Here is a 14,894-nt window from a genome sequence, read left to right as displayed (position 1 = left end):
GCTACAGATGCCGAATTACGGGATATCTCAGGCGGGTTTGGGCAGAACCATAAGCGAAGTAGCAGCCCAACTATTAAAACAAGGACAGGTAGGATGGGTGTAGCGCAGCGTAACCCATCAAAACCCATCAAAACTCAACTTATTCATCCAGACTCAAACATCAAACATCAAAACATGTCGGAACGATGCACATCATGAAATCATGGCAAACTATCGGCGCAATTTCGTAAAAGGCGGCAGCTATTTCTTTACGGCTGCACTCGCCGATCGCCGCCAGGCCTTGCTCGTGGACCATATCGACGCACTGCGCGAAGCTTTTCGCCAGGTTAAAGCCACCCTCCCGTTTCACCTCGACGCCATGGTGGTTCTCCCGGAACATTTGCATTGCATCTGGACGTTACTGCCCGGCGACGCCGATTATCCTGATCGCTGGCGGCGCATCAAGGCCGCGTTCTCGCGCAGCTTGCCGGACCGCTATCCTTGTTCCTCAAGTCAAATTCGGAAAAATGAACGCGGAATCTGGCAGCGCCGCTACTGGGAGCACACATTGCGCGACGAGGAAGACTATCGCAGGCACGTGGATTACATCCATTACAATCCAGTCAAACATGGGCATGCAGCCCACGTTGCGGATTGGCCGTATTCGACGTTCCGCCGTTATGTTGAAGCCGGCATATATGCCAGCGACTGGGCTGGGGATGGAGAAACCAGGGATCAGGAATTTGGCGAGATTTTAGTTACACCTAATGATGGGTTGCGCCATGCTCCACCCATCCTACGTGAGGGCACAGGATAGCCCTCGGGTACGAATCCAGGATAAAGCTCGGATAGGATGGGTGAAGCGAAAGCGTAACCCATCACAACAATTGACAAATGATGAGCTTGTAGGATGGGTAAAGCTCGGGTAGCGTAACCCATCGAGCATAACAATCAAAAAACCACAGGAAAAAACTGGGAATGGATGTGCATGCTGAAGTCCAGGACGAAGCCCACGGCGAGCGGGAACGCATCTCGGAGCTGAGCCTTCCCGATGCGCTGGCGCTTGCGTTGCAGGTACACCGCCGCGGCCATCTGGTCGAAGCAGAGATACTCTACCGCAAGGTTCTCGCTGCCGCTCCGGACTATGCCGACGCGCATCATTTTCTCGGCGTGCTGCTGCACCAGGGGGGCGACAGCGATGCGGCGATCGATTCCATCCACCGCTCCATCTCGCTGAATCCCGGCGAACCCAATTACTACAATAATCTCGGCAACGTGCTGGTGGAAGCCGAACGGCTGGCCGAGGCGGCGGATGCCTATGAAAAAGTGATACAGCTTGCTCCCGCCCACGCCCATGCATACAACAATCTGGGCGCTTTGTCGAAGGCGCGCGGCCAGTTCGAGGACGCCGCTCGCGCCTACCAGAAAGCCATCGAGCTGAACCCGGATCACGTCGATGCCCATAACAACATGGGCAAGCTCCTCTCCACGCAGGGCAGGACCAAGGAGGCAGTGGCATGGTACTGCAAGGCGATCACGCTGATGCCGCGCCACCCCGATGCCCGCAAGCTGCTGGGCCTTGCCTATTACACACTGGGGGAGACCGGGAAAGCGGCGGAAGTCTACCGGCAGTGGCTCGCGGACGAGCCGGAAAGCCCGGTCGCCATCCACATGCTCTCCGCCTGCTCGGGAGAAAACATTCCGCTTCGGGCGTCGGACAGTTATGTGGAATCCACCTTCGACAACTTTGCGGAAAGCTTCGATGCCAAACTGGGCAAGCTCGCGTATCGCGCGCCCGATCTGGTCGCCGGCGCGCTCGCCAGGGCCTTGCCCGAGCCCGATAGGAATCTCGTTGCGCTGGACGCGGGTTGCGGCACCGGGTTGTGCGGGCCGTTGATAGCGCCGTATGTCAGGCGGTTGACAGGCGTGGATTTATCCGCCGGCATGCTGGCCAAGGCGCGCGGCAGGAACGCCTACGACGAACTGGTGAAGTCAGAATTGACCGACTATCTCCTGGCGCATCCGGCCGCTTTCGATCTCGTCATTTCCGCCGATACGCTGGTGTATTTCGGCTCCCTTCGGGAAGTCCTGGTGGCAGCGCATGGCGCGCTGCGCAGCAACGGCCTGCTGATATTCACGGTTGAAGCCATGCCGGATGAAGCCGTGGTGGACGAAGCCAGCCAAGAAACCGCGAATGGAGCGGGATACCGCATCAATCCCCATGGCCGCTACAGCCACGATGGCGGATACCTGAAGCAGGCGCTCTCATCGGCAGGTTTCGCTACCCTGGGGATGGAGCCGGCTGTGCTGCGCAACGAGGGAGGCAATCCGGTTGCGGGGTTCGTGGTAACAGCTCGCAAACCGGATAAACATTTCGCCTAAAAATGGCGAAACCCCAATTGCTGTGCCACAATAAATATTATGCCTGTGAACTATTCTCTGCTTGGCGCTTACATGGATGGGTAGGATGGGTAGCAACCCATCAAAGCCACATTCGATAACACATCAAGCCATGATCGAATGATGGGTTGCGTTTCACTCCACCCATCCTACTAAAAATGTGTAGAGGCATAATGAACAGCTTACGTAGGAGGATGGGTAGGATGGGTAAAGCGCAGCGGAACCCATCAAAAGCCACCGGAAACCCAGTAGAGGCATGATGAATAATATTTTTTCTCAAGACACGATCTTTCAAGCCAGCTAACGAGACAGGTGAATAGCCAGGACTTTTGAACTAACCACCCCCCTGGGCGCCGACGTGCTGCTGTTTCACCGCCTGTCCGCGCGGGAGGAACTGTCCCGGCTGAGCGATTTCCAGCTCGATGCGCTGAGCATCCGCGGCGATATCAACGTGGACGACATCCTGGGCAAGGATGGGTAGGATGGGTAGGATGGGTAAAGCGCAGCGGAACCCATCAAAGCCGCCGGAAACCCAGTAGAAACATGATGAATAGTTTTTCGCAAGACGCGATCTTTCAAGCCAGCTAACGAAGGCAGGTGAATGGCCAGGACCTTTGAATTAACCACCCCCCTGGGCGCCGATGTGCTGCTGTTCCACCGCCTGTCCGCGCGGGAGGAGCTATCCCGGCTGAGCGATTTCCAGCTTGATGCGCTGAGCACCCGGGGCGATATCAACGTGGATGACATCCTGGGCAAGAACGTCACGGTCAAGGTCGAGCTTGCTGGAGACAAGTCGCGCTATTTCAATGGCTATGTCACGCGCTTTGCCCAGGTGGGAATGCGTGGCCGCTACCACGCCTACCAGGCGACGGTCAGGCCCTGGCTGTGGTTTCTCACGCGCCGCGCGAATTGCCGCATCTTCCAGCAGATGACGGTGCCGGATATCCTGAAGAAGGTATTCAACGACCATCCCGGCCTTGCCGACACCAAGTTCCAGCTTACCACCAGCTACCGCACCTGGGACTATTGCGTGCAATATCGCGAAACGGACTTCAATTTCGTCAGCCGGTTGATGGAGCAGGAAGGCATCTATTATTTCTTTACCTACCAGTTCGGGCGCAATACGCTGGTCATGGCGGATTCATACAGCGCACATTCGGCGCTGCCGGGGTGCGAGCAGCTTCCCTACATCCCGCAGGAGCGCATGACCCGCCCCGAGCAGGAACGCATCAGCGCCTGGAGCTTCGGGAGAGAGATCCAGCCGGGGCGGTATGTCATCGATGACTACGATCCGACCAAGCCCAGCGTGGAATTGCAGTCCAAAACGAGCTTCGCGCGGCAGCATGCGCTGGCGAACTACGAGTTCTACGATTATCCCGGCGAGTACATGGAAAAAAAGGATGGAGAGCAATATGTCCGTACCCGCATCGAGGAACTGCAGGCGCAGTTCGAGCTGGCGCAGGGACAGACCAATGCCCGGGGGCTCAGCACCGGCTACCTGGTCAAGCTGATCGGTCAGCCGCGCGCGGACCAGAACCGCGAATACCTCGTGGTCTCGGCGCAGCACCAGTTGACCTACAGCGAATACGAATCGATGGATGAATCGGGGACTTCTTACGATTGCAGCTTCGCCATGCTCAACAGCCGCCAGCCCTACCGCCCGCAACGCTTGACCCCCAAGCCCTTCGTGCAGGGGCCGCAAACCGCCGTGGTGGTGGGTCCATCGGGCGACGAGATTTATACGGACCAGTACGGCAGGGTGAAAGTCCAGTTCCACTGGGACCGGGAGGGCGAGAAGAACGAAAATAGTTCCTGCTGGATACGGGTATCGCATCCCTGGGCCGGCAAGAATTGGGGCATGATTGCCATTCCGCGCATCGGGCAGGAGGTCATCGTCGATTTCCTCGAAGGCGACCCGGACCAGCCCATTATTACGGGGCGTGTGTATAACGCGGAGCAGATGCCGCCTTACGCGCTTCCGGCGAACATGACGCAAACCGGCATTCTCACCCGCTCCAGCAAGGGCGGCAGCGGAGCCAACGCCAACGAGCTGCGGTTCGAGGACAAGAAAGGCTCGGAACAGGTTTACCTGCACGCCGAGAAGAACCAGGACATCAGCGTCGAGAATGACGAAACCCACTCCGTGGGCCATGACCGCGCCAAGACCATCGATAACGATGAGACCAGCCTCATCAAGCACGACCGCACCGAGACCGTCGGCAACAACGAAACCATCACCATCGGCGTCAACCGGACGGAGAACGTCGGCGCGAACGAAACCATTACCATAGGCGCGAACCGCACCATATCGGTCGGCGCGAGCGAAACCGCATCGGTCGCGCTGCAGCGCACGCACCTGGTGGGCGTGAACGAGACCATCGGGGTGGGGGGTGCGCAGGAAGTCGGCATCGGCGGATTCCAGGCTATCGCCGTGGGTGCCTACCAGACCACGAATGTGGGGGCGTATCAGAGCAACAATATCGGCGCAAACCAGAGTACCAACGTCGGCGCGAATCGGTCGGTATCTGTCGGAGCAAACCAGAGCACGTCTGTGGACGGAAATGCCTCCAGGAGCGTGAAAGGCAACGACTCACTGGGCGTCGATGGCAACCGCAGCGCCGACGTCAAGGGTGATGACAGCGCAAAAATCGGGAAGAACCTGGTGATCGATGCCGGGGATTCGGTGGTGATCAAAACGGGGGACGCCAGCATCAGCATGAAGAAGGATGGAACCATCGTCATCAAGGGCAAGGATATTACCGTGCAGGGGTCGGGCAAGATCAATGTCAAGGCCGACAGCGACATCGTGATGAAGGGCTCCAAGATTCTTCAGAATTAGGAAACCAAGGGCGTATCGGATAGAGGGGGAGAAATGAGCGGAAGGGATGTCATCGAAGCGGAAACAGCGCCAGGGTTGGAGGAAGAGTCCGGTACCGATCTCTTGCGGCCATTGATCGAAGCGGCTCCCCTCAAAGCGCAATCCCCGGAGCCCAGGCAGGATGCCCAAGCGGGCGTCGTAGTCGGTGAGCTGATCGGCATCGCCGAAGGTCGTGTTCCCCTCGTCCTCTATCCGGGCCAGCCCGGCACAGCAGCCCTCAGGGCTCGCACGGTGGTTGATTTGCATGGAGCGCATATTGGCCATTCCATCGTTCTCATGTTCGAAAGTGGCGACCCATCCCTTCCCATTGTCATGGGCGTGCTGCGGGAGGAAGCAGGCTGGCCGCTGGACCAAAAGCCGGGCCAGGTCGAAGTCGATGCGGATGGCGAACGCATGATCGTCAGTGCAAAGGAAGAGCTTGTGCTGCGCTGCGGCAAGGCCAGCATCACGCTGACCAAAGCGGGTAAGGTGCTGATCAAGGGAAGCTATCTTCTGAGCCGATCAAGCGGCGTCAACCGGATCAAGGGCGGTTCCGTGCAGCTAAACTGACCAATAGAGTCTCGTCTATGGAACTCATCAACGCGACACGCATGGTTGCCGGTTATACGATGGGCATGGAACCGTCGGGCCGCGAGTTGCTGGTGGTCGTGGTGAAGGGCACTTTCCGTATTCCCAAACCGGGCGAGGATGTGCGGCTGCACGAGGAACAGTTGCCGCTGATCATGGCGGATACCTTCACTGGCGAGCCGGGTTTTTCCGCGCCGGTATACGAAGTGGATTTTGCTCCGCGCAAGCCGCGCTGCGACATCCTGCTTCTTGGCAGCGCCTATGCTCCCGGAGGCCGTCCAGCGCAAAAAGTGCCCGTCGGCTTGCGGATCGGCAACTGGAAAAAAACCTTCATGGTGGTCGGGAGCCGGCATTGGGAAACAGGCCTTGCCGGAGTTCGCGCCACAACCGCCGAACCTTTTGCCGTTCAGCCTTTTTCGTATGACGTTGCGTTTGGCGGAGTGGACAACCATCATGAGGACCCATCGAAGCATGCCGCCTTCATGCGTAATCCCATTGGTAGAGGTTTTCACAAGCATCTCAGGAGCGAATGGGTGGATGGATCGCCCCTACCAAATACCGAAGAGATCAATCGGCCCGTCGACAAGCTGGACGGCGAATATGAACCCATGGCGTTTGGGCCTGTTGGCCGGGGTTGGGAGCAGCGTTCCTGTTATGCTGGAACCTATGATGACAAATGGCTGGAAGACCATTTCCCGTTCTTGCCGCCGGATTTCGATGAGCAATACTATCAGGCGGCTCCGCTGGACCAGCAATTGCCATTTTCATTCGGTGGACAGGAAGTTTCTTTAGGCAATCTTACGCCGGATGGAATACGCAATTTCATGCTTCCGGCATTCGAAGCGTCCATTAATATTTCCCCCAAAAAGGGTGCACGCGAGGATTATAAGGCGTCACTGGATACCGTTGTGTTTGAGTCCGATCATGAGCGGTTCACCATGACTTGGCGTGTTGTGCGTCCATTGAAAAAAAACATGTTCGAGATAGCGCAAGTGTTGGTTGGCCGGAAGGGCAAGGAGTGGCAGCAGCAGCGTGAGGAAGTGGCTTTCCCAATTCCCTTGTGATAATTCCAGTGCATCAAGAACTACAAGAGCCGATACCCGGATGAGTGCGCCTCTGGCAGTTCTGAGCACTGGTCTTGTCACATCAGTAGGGTTGAGCGCGCCTGCTGCTTGTGCTGCGATTCGCGCAAAGATCAGTAATCCCACAGAGACCCGATTTTTAGATTCCGGCGCGGAATGGATTATGGCGCACCAGGTTGAGTTAGAGCAACCTTGGCGGGGGCTAATCAAGCTTGTGAAGATGGCTACTATGGCGATTGAAGAAGCTTTGAAGGACGTGTCGAGGAGCGATTGGGGAAAAATTCCGCTACTGTTATGTGTTGCGGAGAAAGACCGGCCCGGGCGGATAGACGGGCTGGATGATCTGTTGCTTCTCGACATTCAGAATAAGCTGGGTTTTCGCTTTGGGCCTCAATCGGCTGTGATTACTCAAGGAAGGGTAAGCGTAGCCATTGCGCTGCGTCAGGCGCGTTTTTTGATTTATGAGCAAAAGCTATCGCACGTATTGATTGCTGCCACTGATAGTCTGATCGCGTGGCCCACCCTTGATTACTATGAGCGCCAGGATCGGTTGCTCACGACATTTAATTCTAATGGTTTCATGCCGGGTGAGGGTGCTGGCGCGTTACTTATCGGGCAATCGAGGCCTGGTCAGGCTGAGTTACTGTGTACAGGATTAGGGTTTGGTACTGAGAAAGCGCATATCCAATCGGAGGAGCCGTTACGTGCTGAGGGCCTCACAATCGCAATCAAGGCGGCTCTAGCTGATTCGGGCCGTAAAATACATGATATGGATTTTCGCATAACCGATTTATCAGGCGAGCAGTATTATTTCAAGGAAGTTGCGTTGTCCTTACCCCGTATCCTGCGAAAACGCAGGGAAGAATTTGATCTTTGGCATCCGGCCGAATGTACTGGGGAAACGGGTTCTTTGGTAGGAATATCTATCTTGGCGTTGGCTGATGCTGTTTGCCGCAAAGCGTACACAAAAGGTCCAGCGATCCTTGCACACATGGCCAATGATTACGGCCAGCGCGCTGCGTTGTCATTGGACTTTAAGGCTGCATGATGGGCAACCAAGTTTATGCTAACAAGATGGAAATTTCATGTAAAGCAGCTGATGGTAAGTCAATCTGTGCATTTCCAGATGTTTGTTTTACCCCGCCAGAAAATCCTGCCACACCCCCGGGAGTACCGATACCTTATCCGAATACTGGTTTGGCGTCCGATACAACTGATGGATCATGCACAGTGAAGATTTCCGGTCAGGAGGTGATGCTCAAGAATAAGAGTTATTTCAAGAAAAGCATGGGCGACGAAGCGGGCTGTGCCTCGAAAAAAGGTGTGATTACCAGTAAAAACATGGGAAAGGTGTATTTTAAGAGTTGGTCCATGGATGTAATAGTTGAGGGTGAGAACGTAGTACGTCATATGGATATAACCACGCATAACCATGCGTCAGAAACGGGTCAAACTCCTCCACAGATGCACCTTGACAGTATGGCGGCAGCCCAACCTCCAGAATGTGATGAGTTGAAATCGAAACGTGCATCTGTTAAAAGGAAGATGCCTCAAAGTAAAAAAAGTAAAGCAACGGTTGCAGTTGGAATGATAAAGGGGCCGGGAAGATCCATAAGTATCAAACCGGCTGCTAGCTCGGTCAGGGTTGGGTATAGGTATAACGGAAAATACCGCCAATTTGCGAAAGGGATTAAAAAGGGGGCGGCTTCCAATATACAGACATGCGATAAGCCACCAGAGAGATTTGCCTACCGACGAGGGCAAGGTAGGCCAAAACAAGCTCATGCTGAAGCTAAATTGATCGAGGATTTTTTTAGGGGTTTTAGGGATGGTGGTGGTGGAGGTAAACTTATAATTAGCGTGAGTAACAAGCCGTGCAATGATTGCATGAGACTTATCTACGAAGTTAACAAAGGAAAATCAGGTAATGGGAGTTGCAATAAGATATCGATTTGCATGAATGAATCATGGAGTAAATCGTGATAAATCAGCCGACGTATGTGCCAACTCATCTCCTTAAGAAGTTGCCTCATAAATATGCTTGGGATGATTGGGATCCGTATGAAGTTGTTGGTGAGGTAGACGAGGTTCTCGCGGAAAGACTTCGCAAGTTATCTGAACGGGCAGCGGTGACTTTTGCAATTGGGTGTGCGGAGTGGGTGGTCTATAGTCTCAAAGATCAAATTTCCGACAAAGTTCCTATGGATTACTTAGAGGCGTGCTGGGCTTGGAATATTAGTGACTGCTTTGAGGCTCCGCCAGAGCTTGAGGATGAAGAATGGAAAGGCCCAATCAAGGGAGTGATCAATATGTCATTAATGACGGTGCTTAATTCTATATATGGTGTAGAAGACGAAGATGCGGCCTCGGAATCAGCATATTTAGATAAGATAGTACAGCACGTACTATCTGGTTGCTTACCCTACCTTGAGTGGAAGGATATTGTACTAGATCGATTAGGACGCTACTTTCCCCGCAAACGTCTCAACCCAATAGGCGACTATATTCCTCGGGAAATTCTTGATCCTGAATTTCAGATCAGCGAGAAAGATTTTTCTGTCCTGTTGGAAAGATTGAAAGCTGCCATTAACCCGAGCAATCCTTTTCTAACTCGGCTTGCAGATTAAACCTATTATTAATCCGGCCCTCGGGTAAAAGGGGTCACGGGTAAAAGGGGTCAGGTCTTGTTATTTGCTATAGGTTTTGATAGCCTTTCAACATGTCGAGACCCTTGCGAATCGAGTTTGCCGGTGCACTGTATCACGTGACCTCTCGTGGAGATGGGCGGGAGGATATTTTCCTGGGTGATGAGGATAGGCACCTGTTTCTGGATGTGCTGTCAGAGATCGTTCGGGACTTCAACTGGGCCATTCATGCTTATTGTTTGATGGACAACCACTATCATCTGCTGATCGAAACGCCGGAAGGTAATCTCTCCAGGGGTATGCGGCAATTGAACGGAATCTACACCCAGCGTTTCAACCGCCGGCATGGACGGGTAGGGCATGTATTCCAGGGCCGTTTCAAGGCGATCATCGTGCAGAAGGAATCCTACCTGCTGGAATTGACTCGCTATGTTGTGCTCAATCCGGTCAGAGCCCGTATGGTGCGCACCCCGGACCGATGGTCATGGAGCAGTTATCGTGCGACGGCAGGGCTGGATCCGGCGCCGTCCTGGCTGACGATTGACTGGCTCCTGGCTGCCTTTTCCGAGCATCGTAGCAAGGCCATACGAAATTACATAGATTTCGTAGCCGGTGGAAAAAATCAACCGGGGCCGTGGGAGAAATTGAAGAACCAGATTTTTCTGGGTTCCGATGAATTTGTGGCGAGCCTGCAGCGCACTCTCGGTGCAAATGCTTCCCATCAGGAAATCCCTGCCGCCCAGCGGAGGGTACCGCCGAAGCCGTTAACCCAGATCGCCGGGGAACATGGACGAGACGAGGCGATTCTTGCTGCATACTCCGGCGGGGGTTACAGCTTGAAGGAGATCGGGGACTATTTTGGATTGCATTACTCCCGGGTGAGTCGCATCGTGAAACAGCAGCGATTGGCAATGACAACAAGAAAAAGGGTCGGATACAAAATAAAATAGATGTTTTGATTCGTTCTTGTTATAATTCTTGTCATATATCAACCTCAGGAAGGTACCATGAGAACTACTCTCAATATCGATGATCGGCTTCTGGCAATTGCGAAGCATCGTGCTGTAGAGCAAGAGGTAACATTGACTCGTGTTATCGAGGATGCCTTGCATGATGCCTTTTCCAGAGAAGAAGAAAAAAGCACGAAAATTAAGTTGCTAACGGTAAAGGGACCGGGAGTTAAGCCCGGAATCGATCTGGACCGTACTTCTTCATTGCTCGACACCATGGACGGGCTTTGATGATTTTGATCGATGTGAATGTCCTTGTATATGCGCACAGGGAAGATGTGAGGGACCATCCGGCTTATCGGGAGTGGATTGAATCGGTCATCAATGGCAACATGAAATATGGGTTTTCGGAACTGGTTTTGAGCGGTTTTATCAGGATTGTTACGCATCCCGGAATCTTCGAAACACCCTCATCATTGGCACAGGCGCTGACTTTCGCAAATCAGATCAGGTCTTCGGGCCAGGCGATTTGCATTGCGCCCGGCCCCAAGCACTGGGCATTTTTCTTGCAGTGTGCGAAGGATATAAACGCGACGGGCAATGCCGTAGCCGATGCGTATCACGCTGCTCTGGCGATGGAGTGGAGCTGTCAATGGGTCACCACCGACAAAGGCTTTCGACGATTCAAGGGGCTCAGTGTCAAACATCCGTTGAGGTAGTGAGAAACATTTCACATGCCCAGAAAACTGCGCTTTTATCTGCCGGGTGGGCCTGCCCATGTCATGCAGCGAGGGCGTAATAGAGGGCCGGCATTTTTATCCGAGCAGGATTACCTGGAGTATTTACGGTGTTTGAAGCATGCGGCCAATGATTATGGCTGCAAAGTTCATGCATATGTTTTGATGACGAATCACGTGCATTTGTGGGTGACCCCGGAAACCCGGGAATCCATCGGTGAGCTGTTTCAAGGACTGGAGTGAGACGGAGAATGATGGGATGCGTTTCACTCCACCCATCCTACCCCTACAGAGCTTTCTGAACGTCGTAGCAAGGCCATACGGAGTTACCTATCCTTTCGTCCCACCTCAAGCAGCAGCTCAAGAACCGTTGCGGCTACCGTCAACCACCAGTCTGGTTGAAGAATTGATCAGAACGGCGCGAGAGGGCAAAACGGGAAGCGAGTGAATGAGTGTCGTGCTGGACGGCTCGGCTTTGCTGGGCTTCTTGCATTGAATCATGATGTTGAAATCATGATTCGCCCCCGCACCCAGGCGGGAGTAGGGCATATCGCTGTGCTAGCCGTGCAATAAAGACTCTTTCTCCCGGCGGGTAGCTTTTGAAAAAGGGAACTGATACATATTGGCATATTGATATATCGTTGTGCTATTCTTTGCGCTATATCGATGGAAATCAGGGAGATGCCATGCAAACCGCCCTCAACATGGATGACAGGTTTCTAGCCATGGAATGGGACTGCCAGTGGGTCATCACCGACAAAGGCTTTCGGCAATTTAAGGGGCTCAGTCCAAACATCCATTGAAATAGCGCGGAGCATTTCAAATGCCTAGAAAACAACGCTTTTACCTGCCGGGGGTGCCTGCTCATGTCATGCAGCGAGGGCATAATAGAGAACCGGTATTTTTCTCCGAGCAGGATTACCTGGAATATTTTCGATGTTTAAAGCAGGCGGCCGATACTTATGGCTGTAAAGTTCACGCATACGTTTTGATGACGAACCACGTGCATTTGCTGGTGACTCCGGAAACCAGGGAATCCATTGGTGAGTTGTTTCAGGGATTGGGGCGGCATTATGTGCGTTATGTAAATGAAACCTATAAGCGCCATGGCGGTTTGTGGGAAGGGCGGCATAAGGGGAATATCATCCAGTCCCAAAGTTATCTGTTATCTTGTATGCGTTATATCGAGACGAATCCCGTTAGAGCAGGGGTGGTCGATCATCCCGCGCAATACCGCTGGTCCAGTTATGCAGCCAACGCTTTTGGAATGAGAAATGCTGTTTTGCATCAGCATGATGAATACATCGGCTTGGGGGCATCGCCGCATGTCCGCCAGAAAGCTTATCAGGAATCATTCGTTTGCGACCCCGATTCGGATGTTGTTGGATTATTCAGACAAAGCCTGCAATCCGGGACACCGCTGGGCAATGATCAATTCAAAGCCCGGATAGAGGCTGCCGTTGGGAAGAAAATCGGGTTGATTGGTCCCGGCCGGCCAAGGAAAGAGGAGAAAAAGGGGGCGGATACACGGTTAAACACACTATAAAATAGACGCTTGGATTCCCCTGTGTGTCTTTCCTGACTGCAGGGTGACAATGTTCAGGGGGAACATTTAAAAAATATCAATCAGATCCAGTTTTGCCGTATCGGTAAGAAATACCTTCATTTGCGTTGTCGGGTGCGGCGGGAGCGGATTTCGCCAATAACATCATCAGCCGCTGTCAGCCTCCCATCTTTGGCGTCGTTCAGGCCCTTGCTCTATTTTCTGGTGCAGGACATGATGATAGGCGAAGTATTTGCTATATGGCCTGATTAATCAAGTAGTTGTGAGAGCGATCCATACCAGCGGCAAGCGTGCCGATCTGACTGACCACATCTTTGCTGGTCCGGACGGTAATCGGTTCCGTGGTTTCCATAACTTCCGTGATAAGGATTTTGTAATCTTTAGGGAACGCTGAACAAATCCTCGCTGAGCGCGTTGCTGGTAAAATCGGGATGATCATAAGGCGCGCGACGAAGGTCGTAGCTGGGACTACGATGCCAAGGAGCGCAACGCAGTGAGCGCCCGATTTTACCACAACCCTTATGGGGCGGGTTTTGCGAGCGGTCTGCCTTGTCAGGCTCCTGGCGAAGGGGATCAACCATTCGCGTCGTCACCTTTCGCGCATCCCATCCCGCAAAGCCACCGCCGCGCCAGCGGAGATTTATTCAGCGCTTCCCTAGTAATCATATGTAATCATGGCATAGACTTGGCAACTGCTACCACAAACGTCAGCATTAACAAGATGATCAGGATTTGCCCATGCTGGACAGTCTCCTGAAACCCATACCCCATATTATCCAGCAGCACGCCGAGGAATCCGCGCATTTGCGCCTCATGCGCTCGGTTCTCGTGTCCGCTCCCCACGTCAAGCTCCATCATCTTCGCCGTCTGGATGATCGTCTGGCGGCTCACCTCGACGGATTGGCGGTGGCGGGGGAGTATGGTTCGAGTGTGTGCGAGTCGGCGCTAGGGTCGCCGGGAATGGGTGAGGTGTTCGCGGCAACCGTGCGGGCGATCGAGGAGAAAGACGAGCGGCGGCTGGATAAGCTGTTTGCCTTGGCTATCGCCGTGCCGGCAGCCCAGCCCGGCTTGATTTCTGCTTTTGGCTGGGTATCGGCTTCGCATCTGCAAGGGACCGTTGCCCGGCTTCTTGCCTCGCCGGAACCATTCAAGCGCGGGGCGGGAATCGCCGCCTGCGTGATGCATCGCGTCGATCCGGACGCTTCGCTGAATACGGCAATTACCGATCCTGATGTGCTTCTGCGATCGCGTGCATTGCGCGTGGCGGGCGAGCTGGGGCGGCGTGATCTGCTTGCTGCGTGCATGGCGGCACTGGCCGACGAGGATGCTTCCTGCCGTTTTTGGGCTGCGCATTCAGCGGGTTTGCTGGGCGACCGGGACAAGGCCGTTTACCTCCTGGAAGATTCCGCGCTGCATGGCGGTCCATACCGTATGGGTGCGCTGCAACTGGTGCTCAAGCTGCTGCCGCTGCCGCAAGCGAACGGGCTTCTCAAGATTCTCGCCCGCGACCCGGCGAACCAGCGCCTTCTTGTTCTTGTTCAAGGCGCAGGCATTGCGGGCGATCCTTATTACGTTCCCTGGCTGATCAGGCAGATGGAGGACCTGAAGCTCGCCCGGCTTGCGGGCGAGTCGTTCAGCTTTATCACCGGCCTTGACCTGGCGTATCTCGATCTGGAACGCAAGCCGCCTGAAGACATGGAGTCCGGGCCGAATGACGACCCGGAAGACGATAACGTGGCGATGGACGAGGACGACAGCCTGCCCTGGCCCGATCCGGTAAAAATCCAGGGGTGGTGGGAGGCGAACAGAAGCAGTTTTACTGATGGCCAGCGCTATTTCATGGGGGCATCAGTCACGCGCGAGCATTGCATCCGCATTCTCAAGGAAGGCTACCAGCGGCAGCGGATTGCTGCGGCCCTGTATCTATGCCTGCTCGAACCCGGCACGAAGCTTTTTCCCACCAGTGCTCCTGCCTGGCGGCAGCAGCGCTGGCTGGCGAAGGTGGAATAATTCTAATGACCGCATGCATTCCGTTATTGTCGTACTGTTTGATCTGTATAGCATGTATGGTGAGGCGCGCATTGTCGCGCTC

The 14,894-nt window shown here is 54.2% G+C and carries 15 protein-coding genes; all 15 read left to right on the top strand.

Features of this window, described 5'->3' with window-relative positions; translation table 11 throughout:
* Positions 1-202: 202 nt before the first annotated feature.
* The 15 genes from ACZ5CE_RS09245 (at position 203) to ACZ5CE_RS09175 (ending at position 14,812) form a co-directional block, all read left to right on the top strand.
* Positions 203-796 (top strand): REP-associated tyrosine transposase, encoded by a 594-nt coding sequence (locus ACZ5CE_RS09245; protein WP_464574610.1) that lies wholly within the window; start codon positions 203-205, stop codon positions 794-796.
* Positions 797-957: 161 nt separating this feature from the next.
* Complete coding sequence (locus ACZ5CE_RS09240; protein ID WP_464574609.1) at positions 958-2,361, top strand: tetratricopeptide repeat protein; 1,404 nt, start codon at positions 958-960, stop codon at positions 2,359-2,361.
* 376 nt (positions 2,362-2,737) lie between these two features.
* Positions 2,738-2,860 (top strand): hypothetical protein, encoded by a 123-nt coding sequence (locus ACZ5CE_RS09235; RefSeq protein ID WP_464574608.1) that lies wholly within the window; start codon positions 2,738-2,740, stop codon positions 2,858-2,860.
* A gap of 120 nt (positions 2,861-2,980) precedes the next feature.
* Positions 2,981-5,218 carry a type VI secretion system Vgr family protein gene (locus tag ACZ5CE_RS09230; RefSeq protein ID WP_464574606.1) on the top strand — a complete coding sequence of 746 codons (2,238 nt, stop codon included), beginning with the start codon at positions 2,981-2,983 and terminating at the stop codon, positions 5,216-5,218.
* A gap of 33 nt (positions 5,219-5,251) precedes the next feature.
* Positions 5,252-5,806 (top strand): DUF6484 domain-containing protein, encoded by a 555-nt coding sequence (locus tag ACZ5CE_RS09225; RefSeq protein WP_464574605.1) that lies wholly within the window; start codon positions 5,252-5,254, stop codon positions 5,804-5,806.
* A 17-nt stretch (positions 5,807-5,823) separates the two neighbouring features.
* Positions 5,824-6,888, top strand: a complete 1,065-nt coding sequence (locus ACZ5CE_RS09220; protein ID WP_464574604.1) for a DUF2169 family type VI secretion system accessory protein — start codon at positions 5,824-5,826, stop codon at positions 6,886-6,888.
* A 40-nt stretch (positions 6,889-6,928) separates the two neighbouring features.
* Positions 6,929-7,954 carry a hypothetical protein gene (locus tag ACZ5CE_RS09215; protein ID WP_464574603.1) on the top strand — a complete coding sequence of 342 codons (1,026 nt, stop codon included), beginning with the start codon at positions 6,929-6,931 and terminating at the stop codon, positions 7,952-7,954.
* A complete protein-coding gene (locus ACZ5CE_RS09210; RefSeq protein WP_464574602.1) occupies positions 7,951-8,889 on the top strand; it encodes a DUF4150 domain-containing protein in 939 nt (312 codons plus the stop codon). Before ACZ5CE_RS09215 ends, ACZ5CE_RS09210 begins: the two co-directional genes overlap by 4 nt.
* Positions 8,886-9,533 (top strand): hypothetical protein, encoded by a 648-nt coding sequence (locus ACZ5CE_RS09205; RefSeq protein WP_464574601.1) that lies wholly within the window; start codon positions 8,886-8,888, stop codon positions 9,531-9,533. Before ACZ5CE_RS09210 ends, ACZ5CE_RS09205 begins: the two co-directional genes overlap by 4 nt.
* Positions 9,534-9,625: 92 nt before the next feature.
* Entirely contained in the window at positions 9,626-10,501 is an 876-nt protein-coding gene (locus ACZ5CE_RS09200; RefSeq protein ID WP_464574600.1) for an REP-associated tyrosine transposase, read from the top strand.
* 57 nt (positions 10,502-10,558) lie between these two features.
* On the top strand, positions 10,559-10,792 hold the full coding sequence (locus tag ACZ5CE_RS09195) for a hypothetical protein (RefSeq protein ID WP_464574599.1): 234 nt from the start codon (positions 10,559-10,561) through the stop codon (positions 10,790-10,792).
* Positions 10,792-11,220, top strand: a complete 429-nt coding sequence (locus tag ACZ5CE_RS09190) for a TA system VapC family ribonuclease toxin (protein WP_464574598.1) — start codon at positions 10,792-10,794, stop codon at positions 11,218-11,220. Before ACZ5CE_RS09195 ends, ACZ5CE_RS09190 begins: the two co-directional genes overlap by 1 nt.
* Before the next feature lie 15 nt (positions 11,221-11,235).
* Positions 11,236-11,481, top strand: coding sequence for a transposase (locus ACZ5CE_RS09185; protein ID WP_464574597.1), 246 nt, complete (start codon positions 11,236-11,238; stop codon positions 11,479-11,481).
* Between the two features lie 580 nt (positions 11,482-12,061).
* A complete protein-coding gene (locus ACZ5CE_RS09180; protein WP_464574596.1) occupies positions 12,062-12,784 on the top strand; it encodes a transposase in 723 nt (240 codons plus the stop codon).
* 756 nt (positions 12,785-13,540) lie between these two features.
* Positions 13,541-14,812 carry a TIGR02270 family protein gene (locus tag ACZ5CE_RS09175; RefSeq protein WP_464574595.1) on the top strand — a complete coding sequence of 424 codons (1,272 nt, stop codon included), beginning with the start codon at positions 13,541-13,543 and terminating at the stop codon, positions 14,810-14,812.
* Positions 14,813-14,894 lie beyond the last annotated feature (82 nt).

This window comes from Nitrosospira sp. TNL200 (genome assembly GCF_055386305.1).
Note: the sequence above shows the minus strand (reverse complement) of the source record. Positions and strands in the feature narration are given on the sequence as shown.